The organism is Pseudoxanthomonas wuyuanensis (assembly GCF_900215535.1).
Lineage (GTDB): Bacteria > Pseudomonadota > Gammaproteobacteria > Xanthomonadales > Xanthomonadaceae > Pseudoxanthomonas_A > Pseudoxanthomonas_A wuyuanensis.
In genome coordinates, this window is sequence record NZ_OCND01000009.1 from 119,500 (window position 1) to 137,230 (window position 17,731).

General features: G+C 68.0%; 16 protein-coding genes. 4 read left to right on the forward strand and 12 right to left on the reverse strand.

The window, feature by feature from the left end; all coding sequences use genetic code 11:
• Nucleotides 1-493 precede the first annotated feature (493 nt).
• The gene (locus CRO39_RS16755; RefSeq protein ID WP_097123107.1) at nucleotides 494-1,876 is read right to left on the reverse strand and encodes an L-serine ammonia-lyase; all 1,383 of its coding nucleotides are present in this window, start codon (nucleotides 1,874-1,876) and stop codon (nucleotides 494-496) included.
• 119 nt (nucleotides 1,877-1,995) lie between these two features.
• Here CRO39_RS16755 and CRO39_RS16760 point away from each other — a divergent pair, with 119 nt between their 5' ends.
• On the forward strand, nucleotides 1,996-2,250 hold the full coding sequence (locus CRO39_RS16760; RefSeq protein ID WP_176520222.1) for a glutaredoxin family protein: 255 nt from the start codon (nucleotides 1,996-1,998) through the stop codon (nucleotides 2,248-2,250).
• A 174-nt stretch (nucleotides 2,251-2,424) separates the two neighbouring features.
• Complete coding sequence (locus tag CRO39_RS16765; protein ID WP_141400845.1) at nucleotides 2,425-2,904, forward strand: DUF3365 domain-containing protein; 480 nt, start codon at nucleotides 2,425-2,427, stop codon at nucleotides 2,902-2,904.
• A gap of 16 nt (nucleotides 2,905-2,920) precedes the next feature.
• On the opposite strand, the gene CRO39_RS16770 is transcribed toward CRO39_RS16765, so the two are convergent.
• Genes CRO39_RS16770 through CRO39_RS16780 form a run of 3 tightly spaced genes read right to left on the reverse strand, consistent with a single transcriptional unit; the run spans nucleotide 2,921 to nucleotide 4,843 of the window.
• Nucleotides 2,921-3,505 (reverse strand): YceI family protein, encoded by a 585-nt coding sequence (locus CRO39_RS16770; protein ID WP_097123109.1) that lies wholly within the window; start codon nucleotides 3,503-3,505, stop codon nucleotides 2,921-2,923.
• Nucleotides 3,495-4,109 carry a cytochrome b gene (locus CRO39_RS16775; RefSeq protein ID WP_097123110.1) on the reverse strand — a complete coding sequence of 205 codons (615 nt, stop codon included), beginning with the start codon at nucleotides 4,107-4,109 and terminating at the stop codon, nucleotides 3,495-3,497. The genes CRO39_RS16770 and CRO39_RS16775 overlap by 11 nt, the downstream gene beginning before the upstream one ends.
• On the reverse strand, nucleotides 4,106-4,843 hold the full coding sequence (locus CRO39_RS16780; RefSeq protein ID WP_425479717.1) for a YceI family protein: 738 nt from the start codon (nucleotides 4,841-4,843) through the stop codon (nucleotides 4,106-4,108). The genes CRO39_RS16775 and CRO39_RS16780 overlap by 4 nt, the downstream gene beginning before the upstream one ends.
• A 99-nt stretch (nucleotides 4,844-4,942) precedes the next feature.
• Between CRO39_RS16780 and CRO39_RS16785 the strand changes: the two genes are divergently transcribed.
• Both CRO39_RS16785 and CRO39_RS16790 read left to right on the forward strand, forming a co-directional pair.
• Nucleotides 4,943-8,491 (forward strand): two-component regulator propeller domain-containing protein, encoded by a 3,549-nt coding sequence (locus CRO39_RS16785; protein WP_238394689.1) that lies wholly within the window; start codon nucleotides 4,943-4,945, stop codon nucleotides 8,489-8,491.
• Entirely contained in the window at nucleotides 8,491-12,030 is a 3,540-nt protein-coding gene (locus tag CRO39_RS16790; RefSeq protein WP_097123113.1) for a hybrid sensor histidine kinase/response regulator, read from the forward strand. The genes CRO39_RS16785 and CRO39_RS16790 overlap by 1 nt, the downstream gene beginning before the upstream one ends.
• A gap of 90 nt (nucleotides 12,031-12,120) precedes the next feature.
• Here the strand turns inward: CRO39_RS16790 and CRO39_RS16795 are convergent, their stop codons facing one another.
• From CRO39_RS16795 to CRO39_RS16830, 8 genes are all read right to left on the reverse strand, one after another.
• Nucleotides 12,121-12,609: a hypothetical protein gene (locus tag CRO39_RS16795; RefSeq protein WP_097123114.1), complete on the reverse strand. Its 489-nt coding sequence runs from the start codon at nucleotides 12,607-12,609 to the stop codon at nucleotides 12,121-12,123.
• Nucleotides 12,610-12,956: 347 nt separating this feature from the next.
• On the reverse strand, nucleotides 12,957-13,589 hold the full coding sequence (locus CRO39_RS16800; RefSeq protein ID WP_097123115.1) for a hypothetical protein: 633 nt from the start codon (nucleotides 13,587-13,589) through the stop codon (nucleotides 12,957-12,959).
• Between the two features lie 63 nt (nucleotides 13,590-13,652).
• Nucleotides 13,653-14,714: a uroporphyrinogen decarboxylase gene (gene hemE / locus CRO39_RS16805; protein WP_425479721.1), complete on the reverse strand. Its 1,062-nt coding sequence runs from the start codon at nucleotides 14,712-14,714 to the stop codon at nucleotides 13,653-13,655.
• Between the two features lie 142 nt (nucleotides 14,715-14,856).
• Nucleotides 14,857-15,114: a WGR domain-containing protein gene (locus CRO39_RS16810; RefSeq protein ID WP_097123117.1), complete on the reverse strand. Its 258-nt coding sequence runs from the start codon at nucleotides 15,112-15,114 to the stop codon at nucleotides 14,857-14,859.
• A gap of 78 nt (nucleotides 15,115-15,192) precedes the next feature.
• Entirely contained in the window at nucleotides 15,193-15,492 is a 300-nt protein-coding gene (locus CRO39_RS16815) for a type II toxin-antitoxin system RelE/ParE family toxin (RefSeq protein WP_097123118.1), read from the reverse strand.
• The gene (locus CRO39_RS16820) at nucleotides 15,489-15,782 is read right to left on the reverse strand and encodes a hypothetical protein (protein WP_097123119.1); all 294 of its coding nucleotides are present in this window, start codon (nucleotides 15,780-15,782) and stop codon (nucleotides 15,489-15,491) included. Before CRO39_RS16820 ends, CRO39_RS16815 begins: the two co-directional genes overlap by 4 nt.
• A 94-nt stretch (nucleotides 15,783-15,876) precedes the next feature.
• The gene (gene aroB, locus CRO39_RS16825; RefSeq protein ID WP_097123120.1) at nucleotides 15,877-17,004 is read right to left on the reverse strand and encodes a 3-dehydroquinate synthase; all 1,128 of its coding nucleotides are present in this window, start codon (nucleotides 17,002-17,004) and stop codon (nucleotides 15,877-15,879) included.
• Nucleotides 17,001-17,543, reverse strand: a complete 543-nt coding sequence (locus tag CRO39_RS16830) for a shikimate kinase (RefSeq protein WP_097123121.1) — start codon at nucleotides 17,541-17,543, stop codon at nucleotides 17,001-17,003. The genes aroB and CRO39_RS16830 overlap by 4 nt, the downstream gene beginning before the upstream one ends.
• Nucleotides 17,544-17,731 lie beyond the last annotated feature (188 nt).

Consider the following 17,731-nt stretch of genomic DNA (forward strand, 5'->3'; position numbering starts at 1 on the left):
GCGTTGCGGGCGACGCGCCAGAGCGGGCGTCGGCCGCGTAGGGCCGACCTACGGGTAGGCCGGGGTTACATCCCCGGCGCGTGGGTGTGCGAAGGGAGGCGTCGGCCGCGTAGGGCCAACCTACGGGGTAGGCCGGGGTTACATCCCCGGCGCGTGGGTGCGTGGAGGCGGGCGTCGGCCGCGTAGGGCTGACCTACGGGTAGGCCGGGGTTACATCCCCGGCGCGTGGGTGCGTGGAGGCGGGCGTCGGCCGCGTTGGGCCGACCTACGTAGGCCGGGTTGCATCCCCGGCGCGGGTGGTGTGTGGAGGCGGGCGTCGGCCGCGTGGGCTGACCTACGGGGTAGGCCGGGGTTACATCCCCGGCGCGTGGGTGCGTGGAGGCGGGCGTCGGCCGCGTGGGGCCGACCTACGGGTAGGCCGGGGTTACATCCCCGGCGCGTGGGTGTGCGGAGGGAGGCGTCGGCCGTCGGCCGCGTGGGGCCGACCTACGGGTCAGCACTCGATGACGTTGACCGCCAAACCGCCGCGGGAGGTTTCCTTGTACTTGTCCTGCATGTCGCGGCCGGTGTCGCGCATGGTCTTGATGACCTTGTCCAGGCTGACCTTGTGCTTGCCGTCGCCGCGCATGGCCATGCGGCTGGCGTTGATGGCCTTTACCGCGCCCATCGCGTTGCGTTCGATGCAGGGAATCTGCACCAGTCCGCCGATGGGGTCGCAGGTCAGGCCCAGGTTGTGTTCCATGCCGATTTCGGCGGCGTTCTCGATCTGGCTGGGGCTGCCGCCCAGCGCGGCGACCAGGCCGCCGGCGGCCATCGAGCAGGCCACGCCCACCTCGCCCTGGCAGCCGACTTCGGCGCCGGAGATGCTGGCGTTTTCCTTGTACAGGATGCCGATGGCCGCCGCGGTCAGCAGGAAGTCGAAGATGCGCTGTTCGCTGGCGCCCGGACAGAAACGGTCGAAGTAATGCAGCACCGAGGGAATGATGCCGGCCGCGCCGTTGGTGGGCGCGGTGACGACGCGGCCACCAGCGGCGTTTTCCTCGTTGACCGCCAGCGCGTACAGGTTGACCCAGTCCAGCGTGGTCAGCGGGTCGCGCATGGCCGCCTCCGGCTTGCTGGACAACTCGCGGTGCAGCGCTGGCGCGCGGCGGGTGACGTGCAGGCCGCCGGGCAGGGTGCCTTCCTCGCGAATGCCGCGCGCTACGCAGGATTGCATGGCGGTCCAGATCTCGCGCAGGCCGTTGCGAATCTCGTCCTCGCTGCGCCAGGCCTTTTCGTTTTCGAACATCAGCTGGGCGATGCTGAGTCCGCTGTCGCGCGCCTGCGCCAGCAGTTCGTCGCCGCTGTGGAACGGATACGGCAGCGGCGTGCTGTCGGCGACGATGCGGTCTTCGGCGGCATCGTCCTGGTTGACCACGAAGCCGCCGCCGACCGAGTAGTAGTCGCGGGTGGCGATGACTTCATCGTCGGCACCGTACGCGGTGAAGCGCATGCCGTTGGTGTGGTAGGGCAGCTTCTGCCGCTTGTTCATCAGCAGATCGCGCTTTTCGTCGAAGGCGACGGCGTGCGCGCCCTGCAGCAGGATTCTTTTCTCGCCGCGGATGCGCTCCAGCGCCGGCGGGATGATGTCGGGGTCGATTGCGTTGGGGTAGTGGCCTTCCAGTCCCATCAGCACCGCCTTGTCCGTGCCGTGGCCGCGTCCGGTCAGCGCCAGCGAGCCGAACACCTCGGCGCGGATGCGCGCCACCTCGTGCAGGCGGCCGGGTTCGGCCAGCCAGCGGGCGACGAAACGCGCCGCTGCGCGCATCGGGCCAACCGTGTGCGAGGAACTGGGTCCGATGCCGATCTTGAACAGGTCGAAAGTGCTGACCGCCATGGTGGGTGCTGCCTGCAGGAAAGGGAAAGGGTGAACCCGCTATTCTATTCCGCTACCCGGCTCCGGCGCTGCCGGCAGTTGTCCGTTGGTTACCGCAATGCAACACGAGGCCAAAGCCATTGTCCGCCAATCTGACCCTGTACCAGCGTGACGACTGCCATCTGTGCGATCTGGCGCTGGATGTACTGGCCGCTGTGCGCGTGCCGGAATTCGACAGCGTTTTCATCGATGGCGATGACGCACTGGAGCAACGCTACGGCATCCGCGTACCGGTGCTGCGCGATGAACGCCGCGACATCGAGCTGGATTGGCCATTCGATGCCGGGCGCGTGCAGGCCTTTCTCGGCCCGGCAAACTGTCCGCCGGCAAAATAGATCGCCGGGCAGGTCATGCGAAATGGCGCAACCCGGATAGGCTGGCGCTACTGCAAGCCAAGGGAGAACCGCATGTTTCGTACCTTCGTACTGGGGCTGGCCCTGGCGGGAATCGGCCTGGGACCATCGGCGGCGTTTGCGGAGACGGATCGGGATCTTCCGGCCTTGCAGGCGATGCATGCCGATTTCGTCAAGGCCTTCGTCGATAGCGAGGGCTTCGGCAAGCGGCGGATCTCACCGATGATGGCGCAAATGCACCGTTACAGGTTCGATACCGTCGGCGACAGCGGCCAGTGCGTGTACGACGTACAGCTAATCGGCATCGCCAGGCATGATCCGCCTGTGGCGTATGCCAGTCGGTTCATGGGTTTCCAGCACAGCGATGGGGATTCGGCGCTTCCGATGGCGCCTCCCGGCCGCGGTCTTTCCCGTTCGGAGCGTCAGGCGCTTGAAGCATTGACGAAAGGCCAGACGCTGGTGGTCCAGAAAGAGGCACAAGGCAAGCGCGTGATCGGGCCGATCCGCGCGCAGCCGGAATGCCTGGCTTGCCACAAGGACAAGCAGGAAGGCGATCTCCTCGGTGCCCTCAGCTACGGCATGGGTCTGCTGGAAATGCCGCAGGGCAATCCGGAGCGGCGTTTCTGTCGTCGCTGAGCAGCTTGTCGCCGAATTACTTCGGCTTGAAAACGACCTTGGTGCTGATGGCCACTTCGTCGGGGATGGTCTTGGTATCGGCCCAGTCGCCGCCGCCGACGCCGAACTCCAACCGCTTGACGGTGGCCTTGCCGGTCAGCACCGGTTGCGCGCCGGGGGCCCAGGTGAAGGTCAGCGTGACCGGCTTGCTGACCCCGCGCAGGCTCAGGGTGCCGTCGGCCGCGTACTGGTCGCCGCCGAGCGCGCGGAACTTGCTGGCGGTATAGCGCGCCTGCGCAAACTTGGCCACATTGAAGAAATCGCTGCCGGCCAGGGTGGAATCGCGGTCGTCGTTGCCGGTCTTGGCGCTGGTCAGCGGAATGACCACGTCGAGCTTGGCGTTGGCCAGCTGCGCCGGGTCGAAGCTCAGCGTGGTGGTGAAGCCGGCGAAGCGGCCGGTAAACACTTCGCCGTCGTACTTGCTGGCGAATACCAGCGTCGAGCCCGGCGCCTGCACATAGTCGGCGGCAATCGCGGCCGGCGCGGCGGCCATCATGGCGACCAGGGCGGCTGCGGTCAGGGCGGGGGAGGCGAAGCCGCGGGGTTTTGAATCAGACGACATGCGGGGGATCCTTGGGGGTGTTTTCGGGAGTGCTTTCGGTGGGGGCCGGCTTCAGCCAACCCTGGGGGAGCATGCGCGCCAGCGTGGCGTCACGCTGGAACAGGTGGTGGTACAGCGCCGCGCCGGCATGCAGCAGCACCAGCGCCACCAGCAGCCAGAACAGCCAGCCGTGCGCACCGCGGGCGAAGCTGCTGACGGCTTCATCCGGCGCGGTCAGCTTGGGCACGTTGAACAGGCCGAACCAGCGGAACGGCCGCAGCCCGCTGGCCGAGTCGTACAGCCAGCCCGACAGCGGCATCGCCAGTATCAATGCGTACAGCAGCGCGTGGGTGAACGAAGCGATACGGTGCTGCCAGGTGGGCGTGCCGGGCACCGGGTCGGGGCTGCCGGCGTACAAGCGCCAGCCCAGCCGCAGCAGCACCAGCGCCAATACGGTCAGGCCCAACGATTTATGCGCGGTATAGACCCAGAAATACTTCGGGGTCTTGGGCAATTCGCCCATGGTCAGGCCCACCACGGCCAGGCCCAGGATCAGCAGCACGATCAGCCAGTGCAGCGACTGGCTGACGGGGCCCCAGCGGTCGGCGGTGTTTTTCAGGGTCATGGGGTCGGCTCCGGTGCCGGATCGGGAAGGGGAGGCAGGCTGTCGTCGTCGGCCGTGCCGGCGTCGTCGATGTTTGGCGCGTCGCCCTGGCTATCGTCGTCGGGGGCGGAACCGTTGGCGCCGGCACGGCCGCGTACGGCTTCCACTTCCATCCGCAGTTCCACGCGGTCGCCGATCACCGACTTCCAGGCGGTGATGCCAAAGTCGGCGCGGCTGATGACCGTACTGGCGGAAAAACCGGCGGTGCGGCGGAACGGCGGCAGCGGATGGCGTTTGATGGCGTTCAATGTCACGTCCAGTTTCACTTCGCGGGAAACCCCGCGCAGGGTCAGGGTGCCGTAGACAGAGGCGCGTTGTGCGTCGATCGGTTCGATGCAGGTGGAAACGAAGGTCGCGGCCGGGTGCCGCGCGGCGTCCAGCAGGTTGCGCGCCAGGGTGGCTTCGTTCCACCGCTCATCGCCCAGATCCAGCTTGTCCAGCGGTACCGAAACCTCGAGCCGCGCGCTGCGCCAGTCGTCCGGGTCGAACTCCAGCGTGCCGGTGCTGCCCGACACGGTGCCGATGGCCTGGGAAAAGCCGGCGTGTTCCACCGCAAACATCACCCGCGTATGCACCGGGTCCAGCTGATAGGTGCCTGATGCCGCCATTGCCGTGCCTGCCCACAGCGCTGCCAGCAGGCCCAGCGCCAGTCCTGGCATGAGACGTATACGGTGGGCGGCACGGGCAGTTGGCATGGTCGGGGGATTCTAGGGGCTGGCCGGCAAGATACCGCGCTTGCACATGCAACGGTCCGTTGCGAGGATGCCCGGCGGAGCGAAGTCAACGGAGATGGCGTGGGGAAGCGATTGCGAGTCTGGTTGCTGGGATTGCTCTGGGTATGCGCGCAGGCGCCGGCTGCGGTACCGGAGATTCCGCGTTTCCGCATGCTCGGCGTCGCCGACGGGTTGCCTTCGACCACCATTACCGCGTTGGCGCGCGACCGCCAGGGCTATCTGTGGATGGCGACCTGGGACGGCGTGGCACGTTACGACGGCGTCAGTTTCCGGGTCTGGCGGCACGACCCGTCGGATCCGGCCTCGCTGCGCGGCAACGTCGTGCAGGCGTTGCATGTCGACCAACGCGACCGGGTCTGGGTGGCCAGCGAAGGCGGTGGCCTGAGCGTCATGGATGCCGGGCGCAACGGCTTTCGCCATTACCGCATGGCCGACCATCCGGACATCGGCAGCGACGATGTCTTCGCCATCGCCAGCCGCGGCGATGAAATCTGGTTCGGTACCTTCGGCGGCGGTCTGCACCGGCTGGACGACGCTGGCAAGGTGACCCGGTTCGCCGCCGCGCCCGATGGCCTGCCTTCGGACACGGTGCTGTCGCTGGCGTTCGACAGCAAGGGCGGATTATGGATTGGCACGCTGGCCGGACTGGCCCGTTACGACGGCCAGCGGATACGGCGCCAGGCTTTGCCGGTAGGCGGCAGTCCCATCGTCTATTCGATCACGCCCGAGGCCGATGCCATGTGGGTCGGCAGCGCCGAAGGCGTATTCCGCTGGCAGGACGCGGCCTGGATCACGCCGGCGTGGTCGCCGATGTTCGCCCGTCCCAATGCCGTCATTGCGGTCGCCAGCGATGGCGCGGGCGAATACTGGCTGGGCAGCCAGCGCGGCCTGTGGCGGACTTCCGGCGACAGCGCGCCGACGCCAGTGACCCACGACCAGGACAGCAACGGTGTCGGACGTGTGCTGCAGGCGTTGCTGGTGCAGCCCGATGGCGCGCTGTGGGTGGCCATTCCCACCAAGGGATTGGCCTACCTGCGCTCGGACTGGCGGCGCATTGCGGCTTTTTCCGCCGAAAACGGCCTGGGTGGCGGACTCTATCGCGCGCTGGCGCAATCGCGCGACGGTGGATTGTGGCTGGGCAGTTCCATCGGCCAGATCGAGCGGCTGGACGCGCGGACCGGTGAAGTGGCCGCATTGGAACTGCACGCGGAACGACTGAAATCGCACCGTTTCACCTCCGCGCTGGAAGACGATGAAGGGCGCTTGTGGATAGGAGCCCGCAACGCCCTGCTGAGCTACGAACCGGCAACCGGCGCGTTGCGAGAATGGAAGACGACTGCGGCCCGGGACCCGGTACCGGATGCCGGATCGATCGATTGGTTGCTGGCCACGTCCGATGGCGGGCTTTGGCTGGCCACGCAGATGGGCGGCATCCAGCGCCGCGACCGGGCGACCGGGCGCGTGACCGATCAGATGACCGCGCTTGGCGGCGACGAGTTTGTCGAGATCGAAGCGATGGCGCTGGGACCCGACGGCCAGCCTTGGCTGGCTGCCGGCGACGGCTTGATGCGTTGGCAGCCGCAGGCGCGGCGATTCGTGCCGGTAGATGCGTTTGGCGGCGGCAGGGTTTATTCGCTGGCGTTCGACCGCCAGCAGCGGTTGTGGCTGCACCGCCTGTCCGGGCTGGAACGCTGGCAGCGGCAAGCCGATGGGCGCTGGCAGAAACAACTCGATATTGGCGCACGCGAGGGTTTGCCGGCGGTGGAATCGACCGGGCTGCGGATCGATGGCCAGGACCGGCCCTGGCTGGCGACGCGGCGCGGCCTGTTCCGTATCGAAGCGGTCCCGGAGCAACCGGTTGGCGTGCGCAACTTCGGCGTGCGCGATGGCCTGCTCAACCAGGAATTCAACGATCGCGCATTGCTGATGACCGCCGACGGAGTGCTGGTCGGCAGCGCGGCCGATGGTTCGGTGATGCTGCTGGACACCGGCATGGCCGAACGCGACCGGTTCGAGCCCAATCTGATGTTGGACAGCATCAGCGTCAGCCGCGGCGATCAGCATCGCGGCCTGCCATTGCAGGGCGGCTTTGAAATCCAGTCCGGGGAGCACGAGTTGCAGATCAGCATGCGCCTGCTGGCCTATGAGGATCCGGCTTCGAACCGCTACCGCACCCGGCTGGACGGTTTCGACAGCGGTTGGGTGGAACAGGGCGCCACCGGCGAGCGGGTGTTCTCGGCGCTGTCGCCGGGGCGCTACACGCTGCATATGCAGGGCATCGATGCGGCAGGCAATGCCTCGGCGCAAAAGACGCTGGCGTTCCGCGTGCTGCCGCCCTGGTGGCGCAGCCCATGGGGCATAGCCGCATTCGTGGCGCTGGCGGTGCTGTGGCTGGCCTGGACCGCGGCAGCCTACCAGCGGCGGGTGCGCCGGCGCAGCGCCTGGCAACTGGCCAATCACAAGCGCGAACTGGCCGAACAGGCATCGGAGGCCAAGACCCGGTTCCTGGCCACGCTGGGGCACGAGGTGCGTACGCCGATGACCGGCGTGCTGGGCATGAGCGAACTGCTGCTGGAAACCCCGCTGGACGATACCCAGCGCGGCTATACCCAGTCCATCCAGCGTGCCGGCACCCACCTGCTGCGGCTGGTCAACGATGCGCTGGACCTGGCCCGCATCGAGGCCGGCAAGCTGGAACTGCAGTCGGTCGATTTCGATCTGCACGCGCTGCTCGACGACGTGGTCGCGCTGATGGCACCGGTAGCCGGCAAGCGCGGCCTGCGTTTTTCCGATGAGCTTGCGCCGGGACTGCCGCGATGGGTACGCGGCGATCCGCTGCGGCTGCGCCAGATCCTGCTCAATCTGCTGGGCAATGCGATCAAGTTCACCGAACAGGGGCAGGTCTCGCTGCGGGCCGGTCCTCTGGCCGGCCAGCGCGTGCAACTGGAGATCAGCGACACCGGTCCGGGCATCAACGCCGAGCAGCAGGCGCGCCTGTTCCAGCGCTTCGAACAGGCCGACGGCGTGCGTACGGCCGCCCGTTACGGCGGCAGCGGCCTGGGCCTGGCCATCTGCCAGGAACTGGCGGTGGCGATGGGTGGATGGATAGGCGTGGAAAGCACGCCGGGCGTGGGCGCGCGCTTTGTCGTGGAGCTGCCGTTCGCGCCCGCCAGCGGGCCGCCGCCGCAGCAGCGCCGGCTGGACGTCGGCAAGCCGAAGACGGCGGCGCTGAAGGTGCTGCTGGTCGAAGACGATATGACCGTTGCCGAAGTCATTGCCGGTCTGTTGCGCATGCGCGGGCACCGGGTCAGCCACGCGGTGCATGGCCTGGCGGCGCTGGCCGAGGCGACGACGCAGGAGTTCGACATTGCGCTGCTGGATCTGGACCTGCCCGGCATCGACGGGCTGATGCTGGCGGGACAGTTGCGCCAGGGCGGGTTTGCCGCGCCGTTGCTGGCCATTACCGCGCGCGCCGATGCCGAGGCCGAGCCGCAGGCGCAGGCGGCGGGTTTCGACGGCTTCCTGCGCAAGCCGGTCACCGGCGACATGCTGGCCGAGGCCATCGAGCGGCTGCTGGGCGAGCAATCCGTACAGGAAGCCGGCCGTTGATGCGTTGGATGTTGCTGCTGTTGTTGGCGCTGGTGCCGCTGCCGCCGGCGCGCGCCGGATTGCCGGAAACCCCGCAGCTGCGGCAACTGACCGTGGCCGACGGGCTGCCTTCCAATATCGTCTACCAGATCGCCCAGGACCAGAACGGTTACCTGTGGCTGGCCACCGCCGATGGCCTGGTGCGCTACGACGGCGCCGGCTTCCGGATCTGGCGACAAGGCGAGGGGCTGCGCGAAAACGTGGTCAGCTCGGTGGCGGTGGATGCCGACAACCGGGTCTGGGTGGGCACCTTGGGTGCGGGCGTGGCGCTGCTGGATCGGGAGCGCGAACAATTCCGGTATTTCGATGCGCGCAGCGTTGCCGGCATCGGCGGGGACCACATCTGGAGTCTGCTGCCGACCGACGACGGCGCGCTCTGGTTCGGTACCCACGATGCCGGCCTGCACCGGATGGATCGCGATGGGCGCGTCACCCGCTTCATGCCGCAGCCGGACGATCCGCGCAGCCTGCCCGGCGCCGGCGTGACCGATCTGCAGATTGCGCCCGACGGCAGCCTGTGGGTGGCCACCGATCATGGCGTCGCGCGCTGGACCGGGCACGACTTCGAGCGCCTGCCCGACGCGGCGCACCCGGAGATGTACGTGACCTCGATACGGTTCGACCGGGCCGGCAACCTGTGGATCGCCACGGTAATGGGAGCCGGCATCTACCGGCCCGACGGCAGCTGGTCGCTGGATCCCTGGGGTCTGCGCCAACAGGTGCCGGTGTATGGATTGCTGATGGAAGACAGCAGCGGCATCCACTGGCTGGACACCTACGATGGCATGCGCCGCGGCGAGGAGGGCGAGACCTTCGAAGTGCCGCTGTACAGCAATCTCACCCGTGGCCGGGTCAAGCCGCAATGGGCCAACGCGTTGCAGGACAGCGAGGGCGGGCTGTGGTTCGCCAGCATCGACTCGGGCCTGTGGTATCTGCCGCCGACCTGGCGGCAGTTTTCGGTGCTGAACAAGGTCGAAGGCGTGGCCACTTCGCTGGGCAATACCCAGGTGTTCGATGTGGCGCCTTCGACCAGCGGCGACATGTGGCTGGTCGGATCATCCGGTGCGCTGGACCGGCTGGACCCGGAGACCGGGCTGGTCCGGCGCATCCTTGAGGATGTCGGCAATGGCACGGTGGCCTATGCGGTGGCCGAGGCTTTTGACGGGCAGGTATGGGTGGGCTATCCGGGCGGCCTGTTGCGCTACGACCCGGCCTCCGGTGCGGTCAGGCGCTGGGGCGCGGATGCCGGCAGCGATGCCACCGCGCCTGCCGATATCGATGCCATCGCGCAGGCGGCCGATGGCAGCCTGTGGATCGGGCAGGGCGCACGGGGCGTGCAGGTGCGCAGTCCGGAAGGACGGGTGATCCGCAACATCGGTTTCGACGGCCAGCACGGCCTGGCTGCCGGCCGTGCCTATAGTCAACTGGACCTGGGGCCCGATGGCCGGATCTGGCTGGCCTGCGATGGTGGCGTGCTGGCTTGGGATGCCGGTACCGGACGTTTCCAGCCGGTACCCGGGCTGCCGCAATCGCAGGTGGACGCCTTTGCCACCGATGGGGAAGGCCTGCTATGGCTGGCCCTGCCCGGTGCGCTGGAGGGCTACCGCCAGCAGGCAGGCCAGTACCGGCGGGTGCAGCGGCTGGGTGCGGAAGCAGGCCTGCCGCAGGTGATGTTGACCGGTCTGACCGTCGACCGCCGCGGAATCCTGTGGGCGGCCAGCAACCGCGGCCTGGCCCGCATCGATCCGGTGCAACCCACGGTGCGGGTCTACGGCATCCACGACGGATTGCCGGGACAGGAAATCCTCTCCGATCCGGTCAAGCGGCTGCAGGATGGCCGGTTGGTCGTCAGCGCCTCGCACGGACTGGTGATCTTCGACCCGCTGTCGTTGCGGCCGGCAACGACGGCGCCGCCGCTGGTGGTGGATGCCATCACGGTGCGCCGCGCTTCCGGCCCGCTGGCGCTGCCGTTGGGGCAGCCATTCCAGCTGCAGCACTTTCAACTGGAGCATGGCGACCGCGATTTGCAGGTGACCGCCCGGCTGATTTCCTACAGCAACGTGCAGGGACATCGCTACCGTTTCCGGCTGTCGGATTTCGACAGCGACTGGGTCGAGGTGGGCGCCAGCGGCGAGCGCACGTTCTCGCAGCTGCCGCCGGGCCATTACCGGCTGGAAGTGGCCGGCAAGACGGCGGACAACGTCTGGTCGCAGGTGCAGACCATCGCCTTCACCGTGGCGCCGCCGTGGTGGCGGACCTGGTGGGCGTCGCTGGCCGCGGCCGCGGTGGCGATAGCGCTGCTGGGCGGGCTGGCGCTTGCCTACCGGCGCCGGCTTCGCCGCCGCAGCGCCTGGCAACTGGCCGTGCACAAGCACGAACTGGCGCAGCAGGCATCCGAAGCCAAGACCCGCTTCCTGGCCACGCTGGGGCACGAAGTGCGCACGCCGATGACCGGCGTGCTGGGCATGAGCGAACTGTTGCTGGCCACGCCGCTGGACGACACCCAGCGCGGCTACACCCAATCCATCCAGCGCGCCGGCACCCACCTGTTGCGGCTGGTCAACGATGCGCTGGACCTGGCCCGCATCGAGGCCGGCAAGATGGAACTGCAGTCGGTCGCGTTCGATCTGCATGGCCTGCTGGACGATGTGATCGCGTTGATGGCACCGGTGGCGGAAAAGCGCGGGCTGGCGTTTTCGGCCAGGCTGGCGCCGACGCTGCCGCCGATGGTGCGGGGCGACCCGCTGCGGCTGCGCCAGATCCTGCTCAATCTGCTGGGCAATGCGATCAAGTTCACCGAACAGGGGCAGGTCTCGCTGTGCGCCGATCCGCTGGCCGACCAGCGCGTGCGACTGGAAATCAGCGACACCGGTCCGGGCATCAACGCCGAGCAGCAGGCGCGGCTGTTCCAGCGCTTCGAACAGGCCGAAGGCGCGCGCACCGCCGCCCGTTACGGCGGCAGCGGCCTGGGCCTGGCGATCTGCCAGGAACTGGCGGCAGCGATGGGCGGTTGGATAGGCGTGGAAAGCACGCCGGGCGTGGGCACGCGCTTTGTCGTGGAATTGCCATTGCCGGCGACCGCCGCGCCGCTACCGCGCAAGGCGCAGGCGCCGCCGCTGCCGGCGCGCGCGCTGATGGTATTGCTGGTGGAAGACGATGCCACCGTGGCGCAGGTCATCGCCGGCCTGCTGCGCGCGCGCGGCCACCGGGTCAGCCACGCCGCGCATGGCCTGGCCGCGTTGACCGAGGCGACGACGCAGCAGTTCGACATCGCGCTGCTGGATCTGGATCTGCCCGGCATCGACGGCCTGATGCTGGCCCGGCAGTTGCGCCAGGGCGGGTTTGCCGCGCCGCTGCTGGCCATTACCGCGCGCGCCGACGCCGAGGCCGAACCGCAGGCGCGCGCAGCCGGGTTCGATGGTTTCCTGCGCAAGCCGGTGACCGGCGACATGCTGGCCGAGGCCATCGCACAATTGATGGCGCACACGGAAACGCCATGAAGCCGGAGCGCCGGTGGCTTGCGCGGGAAGCTGCGGCGGCCTGCTCCGGCGCTGTCGTCGGGCGAAGCGCCCGGCACCGGGTCTCGCGCTTCAGCGCAGCGGCTTGACCTCCAGCACCCCGGCCACCGAGTCGTAATAGAACCAGTCCTGTTCGTTGCCGCTGAGCCAGTCGATATCGCGGCGTACCTGGGCCGGCAGCCGGCACAGCAGGGATTCGCCAAAGCCGTCCTGCTGCGGGCCGGGCGGAACCCGCTCGTCGAGCAGATCTTCCAGCGACAGCGGCGGTTGGCCCCAGCTCAGGCACTCGGCGGCGGCGGCGGTTCCTTCGGGCCAGTGCATCTTGCGCCAGAACCGTTCGCGTCCCTGCAGCGTCAATCGATAGGCCGGATGCAGTTCGGGTTCGGCCAGCGACTGCGCAGACCAGCCTTCGCCTTCGCTGCGGACTTCCCAGACCGGTTCGTCGGCATTGGCGGTGTAGTCGTGGCCGTAGCGGCCGGCGAAATCGACCTCCTGCGCGCCAGCGGCGCTGGCCAAGGCCAGCGTCAGTGCCAGCAGGATGCTTGCTGATTGTTTTCTCACCGGGCGTGCTTTCCTATCATCTGTGGAATCGGTAACTCATGGCCAGGGCCGGCGGTCAGCCCGGGAGAACCTGCCAGGTCCTAGGGGCTGTTGCCGTTTCCCGAGCAGGTCGCGCCGGATTTGCGCGCGTTCGGGGCAAGGAAGAGCGAGGAAGTGGACATTGGTCCACGCCCGAGCGATGACACCGCCCCGGGCGCGCGCAGATCCGGCCCTTCGGGTTGGGCCTGGTAAGCCGCCAGCGGCCGCCGCGCGGCTTGACCTGACGGCCAGTCAGGCGCTGCGCCGCGCAACGCCCACTGACGGCTTACCAGACCCAACGCAGCCTACTCGGGAAACGGCAACAGCCCCTAGTCGGCCCAGGCTTCGGCGTAAATGGTCCGCTGCGGGTCATCGGGATCGGCATGGATCCAGATGCCGCTGATTTCGTCGGTGGGCAGGTACAGTCCGCCGTGGCCGACCGTCATCGTGCAATCGCTGCCGGCAGCGTCTTCTTCGCGCATCCGCTGCTGCGCGCAGCGCGATTCGACCAGCGCGCGCAGATCGGCGGCGACGCTGGCGTAGTCGGCCTCCAGCACGTACTGGTGGTCGCCCCACAGTTCCGAATCCATCAGCCGCACCTCGGCCACCGGGTGCCCGGCCATGCGCATCGCGCCGGGCTTGAGGTAGGCGGTGCCGGCCAGCGCAATCGTGTCCAGGCCGGAACTTTCCGCGCCGACCTGTTCGCAGTCCAGATGGATGCGCTCGACGATCTTGCGCCAGGGCAGCGGCAGTTCGTCGACGCGGCGCGCGCGGATATCGGCGCAGCCCGGTTCCAGCAACGCGCCGGCGTCATCGGCCTGCATCGAGCGGTCCAGCACTTGCACCAGCACCGGGAAATCGCCGCCGGCGGCCTCGACGGCCGGCAACGGCGATTCGGCGCAGACGCCGGCAGCGGCTGTCGCCAGCCACAACAGCAGGGTCAAGGGTTGGCGGCAATCCATTGCTTGGCTCCGGGTTGGTGGGCAATGCGCGCGGCGTCGGCCGCTCGTGCGGGCCGGCGGCGCCTATCTTGCGCTGAATTCGTGCACCGCATCCACCAGCACCGCGACGTGATCGGGATTCATGTCCGGCGACATGCCGTGGCCCAGATTGAACACATGGCCATCGCGGCTGCCGCCGGCGCCTTCGGCATAGCTGTCCAGCGTGAGCCGGACCTGGTTGCGTATCGCCTCGGGCGAACCGTACAGCACGGCCGGATCCAGGTTGCCCTGCAGCGCGACCTTGCCGCCGGTGCGGCGGCGGGCTTCGGACAGCTCCACCAACCAGTCCACGCCGACGCCTTCGGCGCCGCTGCCGGCCAGCGCTTCCAGGTGCGCCGCATTGCCCTTGCCGAACAGGATCAGCGGCGTCCGGTCGTCGCCATCGCCACGCTCCAGTTCGCGCGCAATGCGGGTCAGGTAGGGCAGCGAGAACTCGCGGTACATCGCCGGGCTCAGCACGCCGCCCCAGGTATCGAATACCTGCAGCGCCTGCGCGCCGGCCGCGCGCTGCGCCGAAAGATAGGCGATGACCGCATCGGTGTTGACCGACAGCAGCTTGTGCAGCGTGGCCGGGTCGTTGAGCGCCATCGCCTTGATCCGCGCATAGTCCTTGCTGCCGCCGCCTTCGACCATGTAGCAGGCCAGCGTCCACGGGCTGCCGGAAAACCCGATCAGCGGCACCTTGCCGTCCAGCTCGCTGCGGATCAGCCGGATGGCATCCATCACGTAGCGCAGTTCGGTTTCCATGTCCGGCACGGCCAGCTTTTCCGCATCGGCGGCACTGCGCACGGTGCGTTCGAACTTGGGGCCTTCGCCATCGACGAAGTACAGGCCCAGGCCCATCGCATCGGGCACGGTCAGGATGTCGGAGAACAGGATGGCCGCATCCAGGTCGAAGCGGCGCAGCGGCTGCAGGGTGATTTCGCAGGCGACCTCAGGGTTCTTGGCCATGCCCAGGAAGCTGCCGGCGGCAGCGCGGGTGGCGCGGTACTCGGGCAGGTAGCGGCCAGCCTGGCGCATCAGCCAGACGGGGGTGCGGTCGACGGGTTGGCGCTTCAGTGCGCGCAGCAGGCGGTCGTTTTGCAGCGGAGTGGACAAGTGCGGTTTCCTTGAAGTGGTCAATCCGGCGGCTGGCCGCCTGCGAAGAGTCAATGGCAAAGGGTGGGCGGTTGCTGCCCGTATGCCGTGTCGATGCCGGCAAGCGCAGCGCGCGGCTTGGGTGCCTGTTTCACGGCTTCGGCGCCTCGGCGCCATGCACGAAAGTGACCTGGAAGCCGCGCTTGATATGGCTGTCGCGGGCCTTTTCGAACGCCGCGGTGGCCTCGTCCTGCAGCAGGTATTGCTCGCGCTTGAGCTGGGAACGCCCGCCGATCTGCCCGCTTTCGCGCAGCAACTCCCAGCCGCCGAACAGATCCGGCTGCAGGGTCAGTTGGACGTAGCGGGGAGCTTCACCCGCGCTGGGGTGTTGCTGAAGGAAGACGCGCATGCCGGCATTTTAGAGCGTGTTATGGCCTTTGGGGGCATCCCATCGAGAGCCTGCAAACCTTGCCAGTCCGGGCGCAGGCTATCCCATCGATGGGAAACCACACTCGCGCTGGTGGCGCAACGTCAACACCAGTGCCGTGTCCTCTGTTTCGTAGTAGCGGTAAAGCGCGGCATAGCCGCTGCGTCCCCGCGATATCAAAAGCTCCCGCAGGCCATATTCGACCTCCCGTCCGATGAGCGGGTGCAATTCAACCACGGCCAAACCCGAAATCAACAACTCGCCTGTCTGGACCGCATTGGCGGGATCGCTATCGATCAGGAATTCGGCAAGCCTTTCGATGTCCCGCCATGCCTGCGGGGACAGCATCAGCCGGGTCATCTGCGCCGGGTGACCGGCCTGGCACGGGGAGAATGCGATTGGCCTCCGGCCAGCCTGTCGCGCAACCAGACGAAGGTTTCTCCGGCGTCATAAACCAATCCCTCGGCGGCAACTTCCTGTTCGGCCGCCAAGGCAAGCGAGACAAACTCGTGCCGCCGCTCGGCGGCTTCGGTCTGGACTGTCAGTGCCTCGATCATGAAGGCGTGAGGCGTCTTCCCCGCATCCGCCGCTGCGACCGAGATGCGGAATTTCAACTCTTCCGGCAGTTTCAAGGTGGTGATCGATGCCATGAGCGGGCTCTCGTCCGAGGTGTTACCAAGGTAATACCTCAGGGAAGGGCGCGCAAGGCGGTGGCGGCGTTCGATTCAGTCCCCTCGGGAACCGTCAACAGCCGCCCAACACCGCCAGCACGGGTTGTTCGTCGACATCGGCGACCACTTCGGCCTGGCCGATGCCCCGCCACAGCACCAGCCGCAGCCGGCCGGCCTGGTTCTTCTTGTCCAGCCGCATCCGCGCCAGCAGCGCGTCCGGCGCCAGCCCGGCGGGAATGGCGGTCGGCAGCCCAAACGCCTGCAGCAGGGTTTCCAGCCGCTCTGTGTCGGCGGCCGGCGCCATGCCCAGATCCGCCGACAACCGTGCCGCCAGCACCATGCCCACCGCGACCGCCTCGCCGTGATTGAGGTTGTCGTTGTCCGGGCTGCCGTAGCCCTGTTCGGTCTCGATGGCATGGCCGAAGGTGTGGCCCAGGTTGAGCAGGGCGCGCTCGCCCTTTTCCAGCGGGTCGCGTTCGACAATCTCGGCCTTGTGCTCGCAGCTGGCGGCAATGGCCAGGGCCAGGGTTTCCGCGTCGCCGGCCAGCAGCGCGGTGCGTTCGGCCTGCAGCCAGCGGAAGAAGCGCTCGTCGCGGATGGCGCCGTACTTGATCACCTCGGCCAGGCCGGCGCGCAGCTCGCGCGCGGGCAGCGTGCGCAGCGTGTCGGTGTCGGCAAACACCGCGCGCGGCGGATGGAACGCGCCGACCAGGTTCTTGCCCTGCGCAATGTCGACCGCGGTCTTGCCGCCGACCGAGGAATCGACCATCGACAGCAGCGTGGTCGGCAGTTGCACGCAGTCCACTCCGCGCATCCAGCAGGCGGCGGCAAAGCCGGCCAGGTCGCCGACCACGCCGCCGCCCAGCGCGAACACGCAGGCGTCGCGGGTGGCGCCCAGCCCGGCCAGCACGTCGATGGCGGCGGAAAAATTGGCCAGGGTCTTGGACGATTCGCCCGCCGGCAGCACAAAGGTGCCGATCACCAGTTCGCTGCGCGCCGCGTGCAGGGCTTCGCGCACCGCGCCGGCGTACAGCGGGGCGACGGTGGAATCGCTGACCAGCAGCACATGCTTGCCGCGGACCTGCGCGGCCAGGGCGGCGCCATCGGCCAGCAGGCCGGGGGCGATGGCGATGTCGTACGGGCGCTCGCCGCCAACGGCGACGATGCGGGGGCCGGAATGGAGAGGGGACGCGGAACTCATGCGAAGGACTCGGTGCGTTGCCAGCGCTGGGCCAGCAGATGGATCAGGCGGGCGGTGGCTTCCGGCGGCGGCAGGCCGTCGGTGTCCACGGTCAGGTCGGCGATTTCGGCATACAGCGGTTCGCGAACCGCTGCCATCTCCCGCAGTACCTGCTCGCGATTGGGTTGCTGCAGCAGCGGCCGGTTGCTGCAACGGCCCAACCGCTTCAACTGCGCCTCCACGCTGACGCGCAGGTAGACGACAAACCCGGCCTGGCGCATCCGCTGCCGGTTGCCGGCGTCCAGCACCGCGCCGGCGCCGGTGGAGATCAGCTTGCCGGACTGCGCCAGCAGTTCGTTCAGCGCGGCCGTTTCGTGCTGGCGGAAGCCGGCTTCGCCGATGTGCTCGAACAGCGCCGGAATGCTGGCGCCGGCGCGCTCGACAATGAAGTGATCCACGTCGATGAACTCCAGGCTGAAGCGCTCGGCCACGCGCTTGCCGATGGAGGTTTTACCGGCGCCGGTAGGCCCGATCAGGACGAGATTGGGGGAGGGATTCATCGCCGCCGATGCTAGCACTTCGTGGCAAAGGCTTAACACCTGCGGGGTTAGTGTGGTGTCCTGCAAATAGCTTACCCATCTGACTTGGTCCTGGCCCCCGATCCTGCGTTGCTCGTCGTCACCATAGTCCCGCTATGCCTCCTCCTCGCGCCTTGTCTCGGGGGCCAATCCGCTACGCCATATAAGCA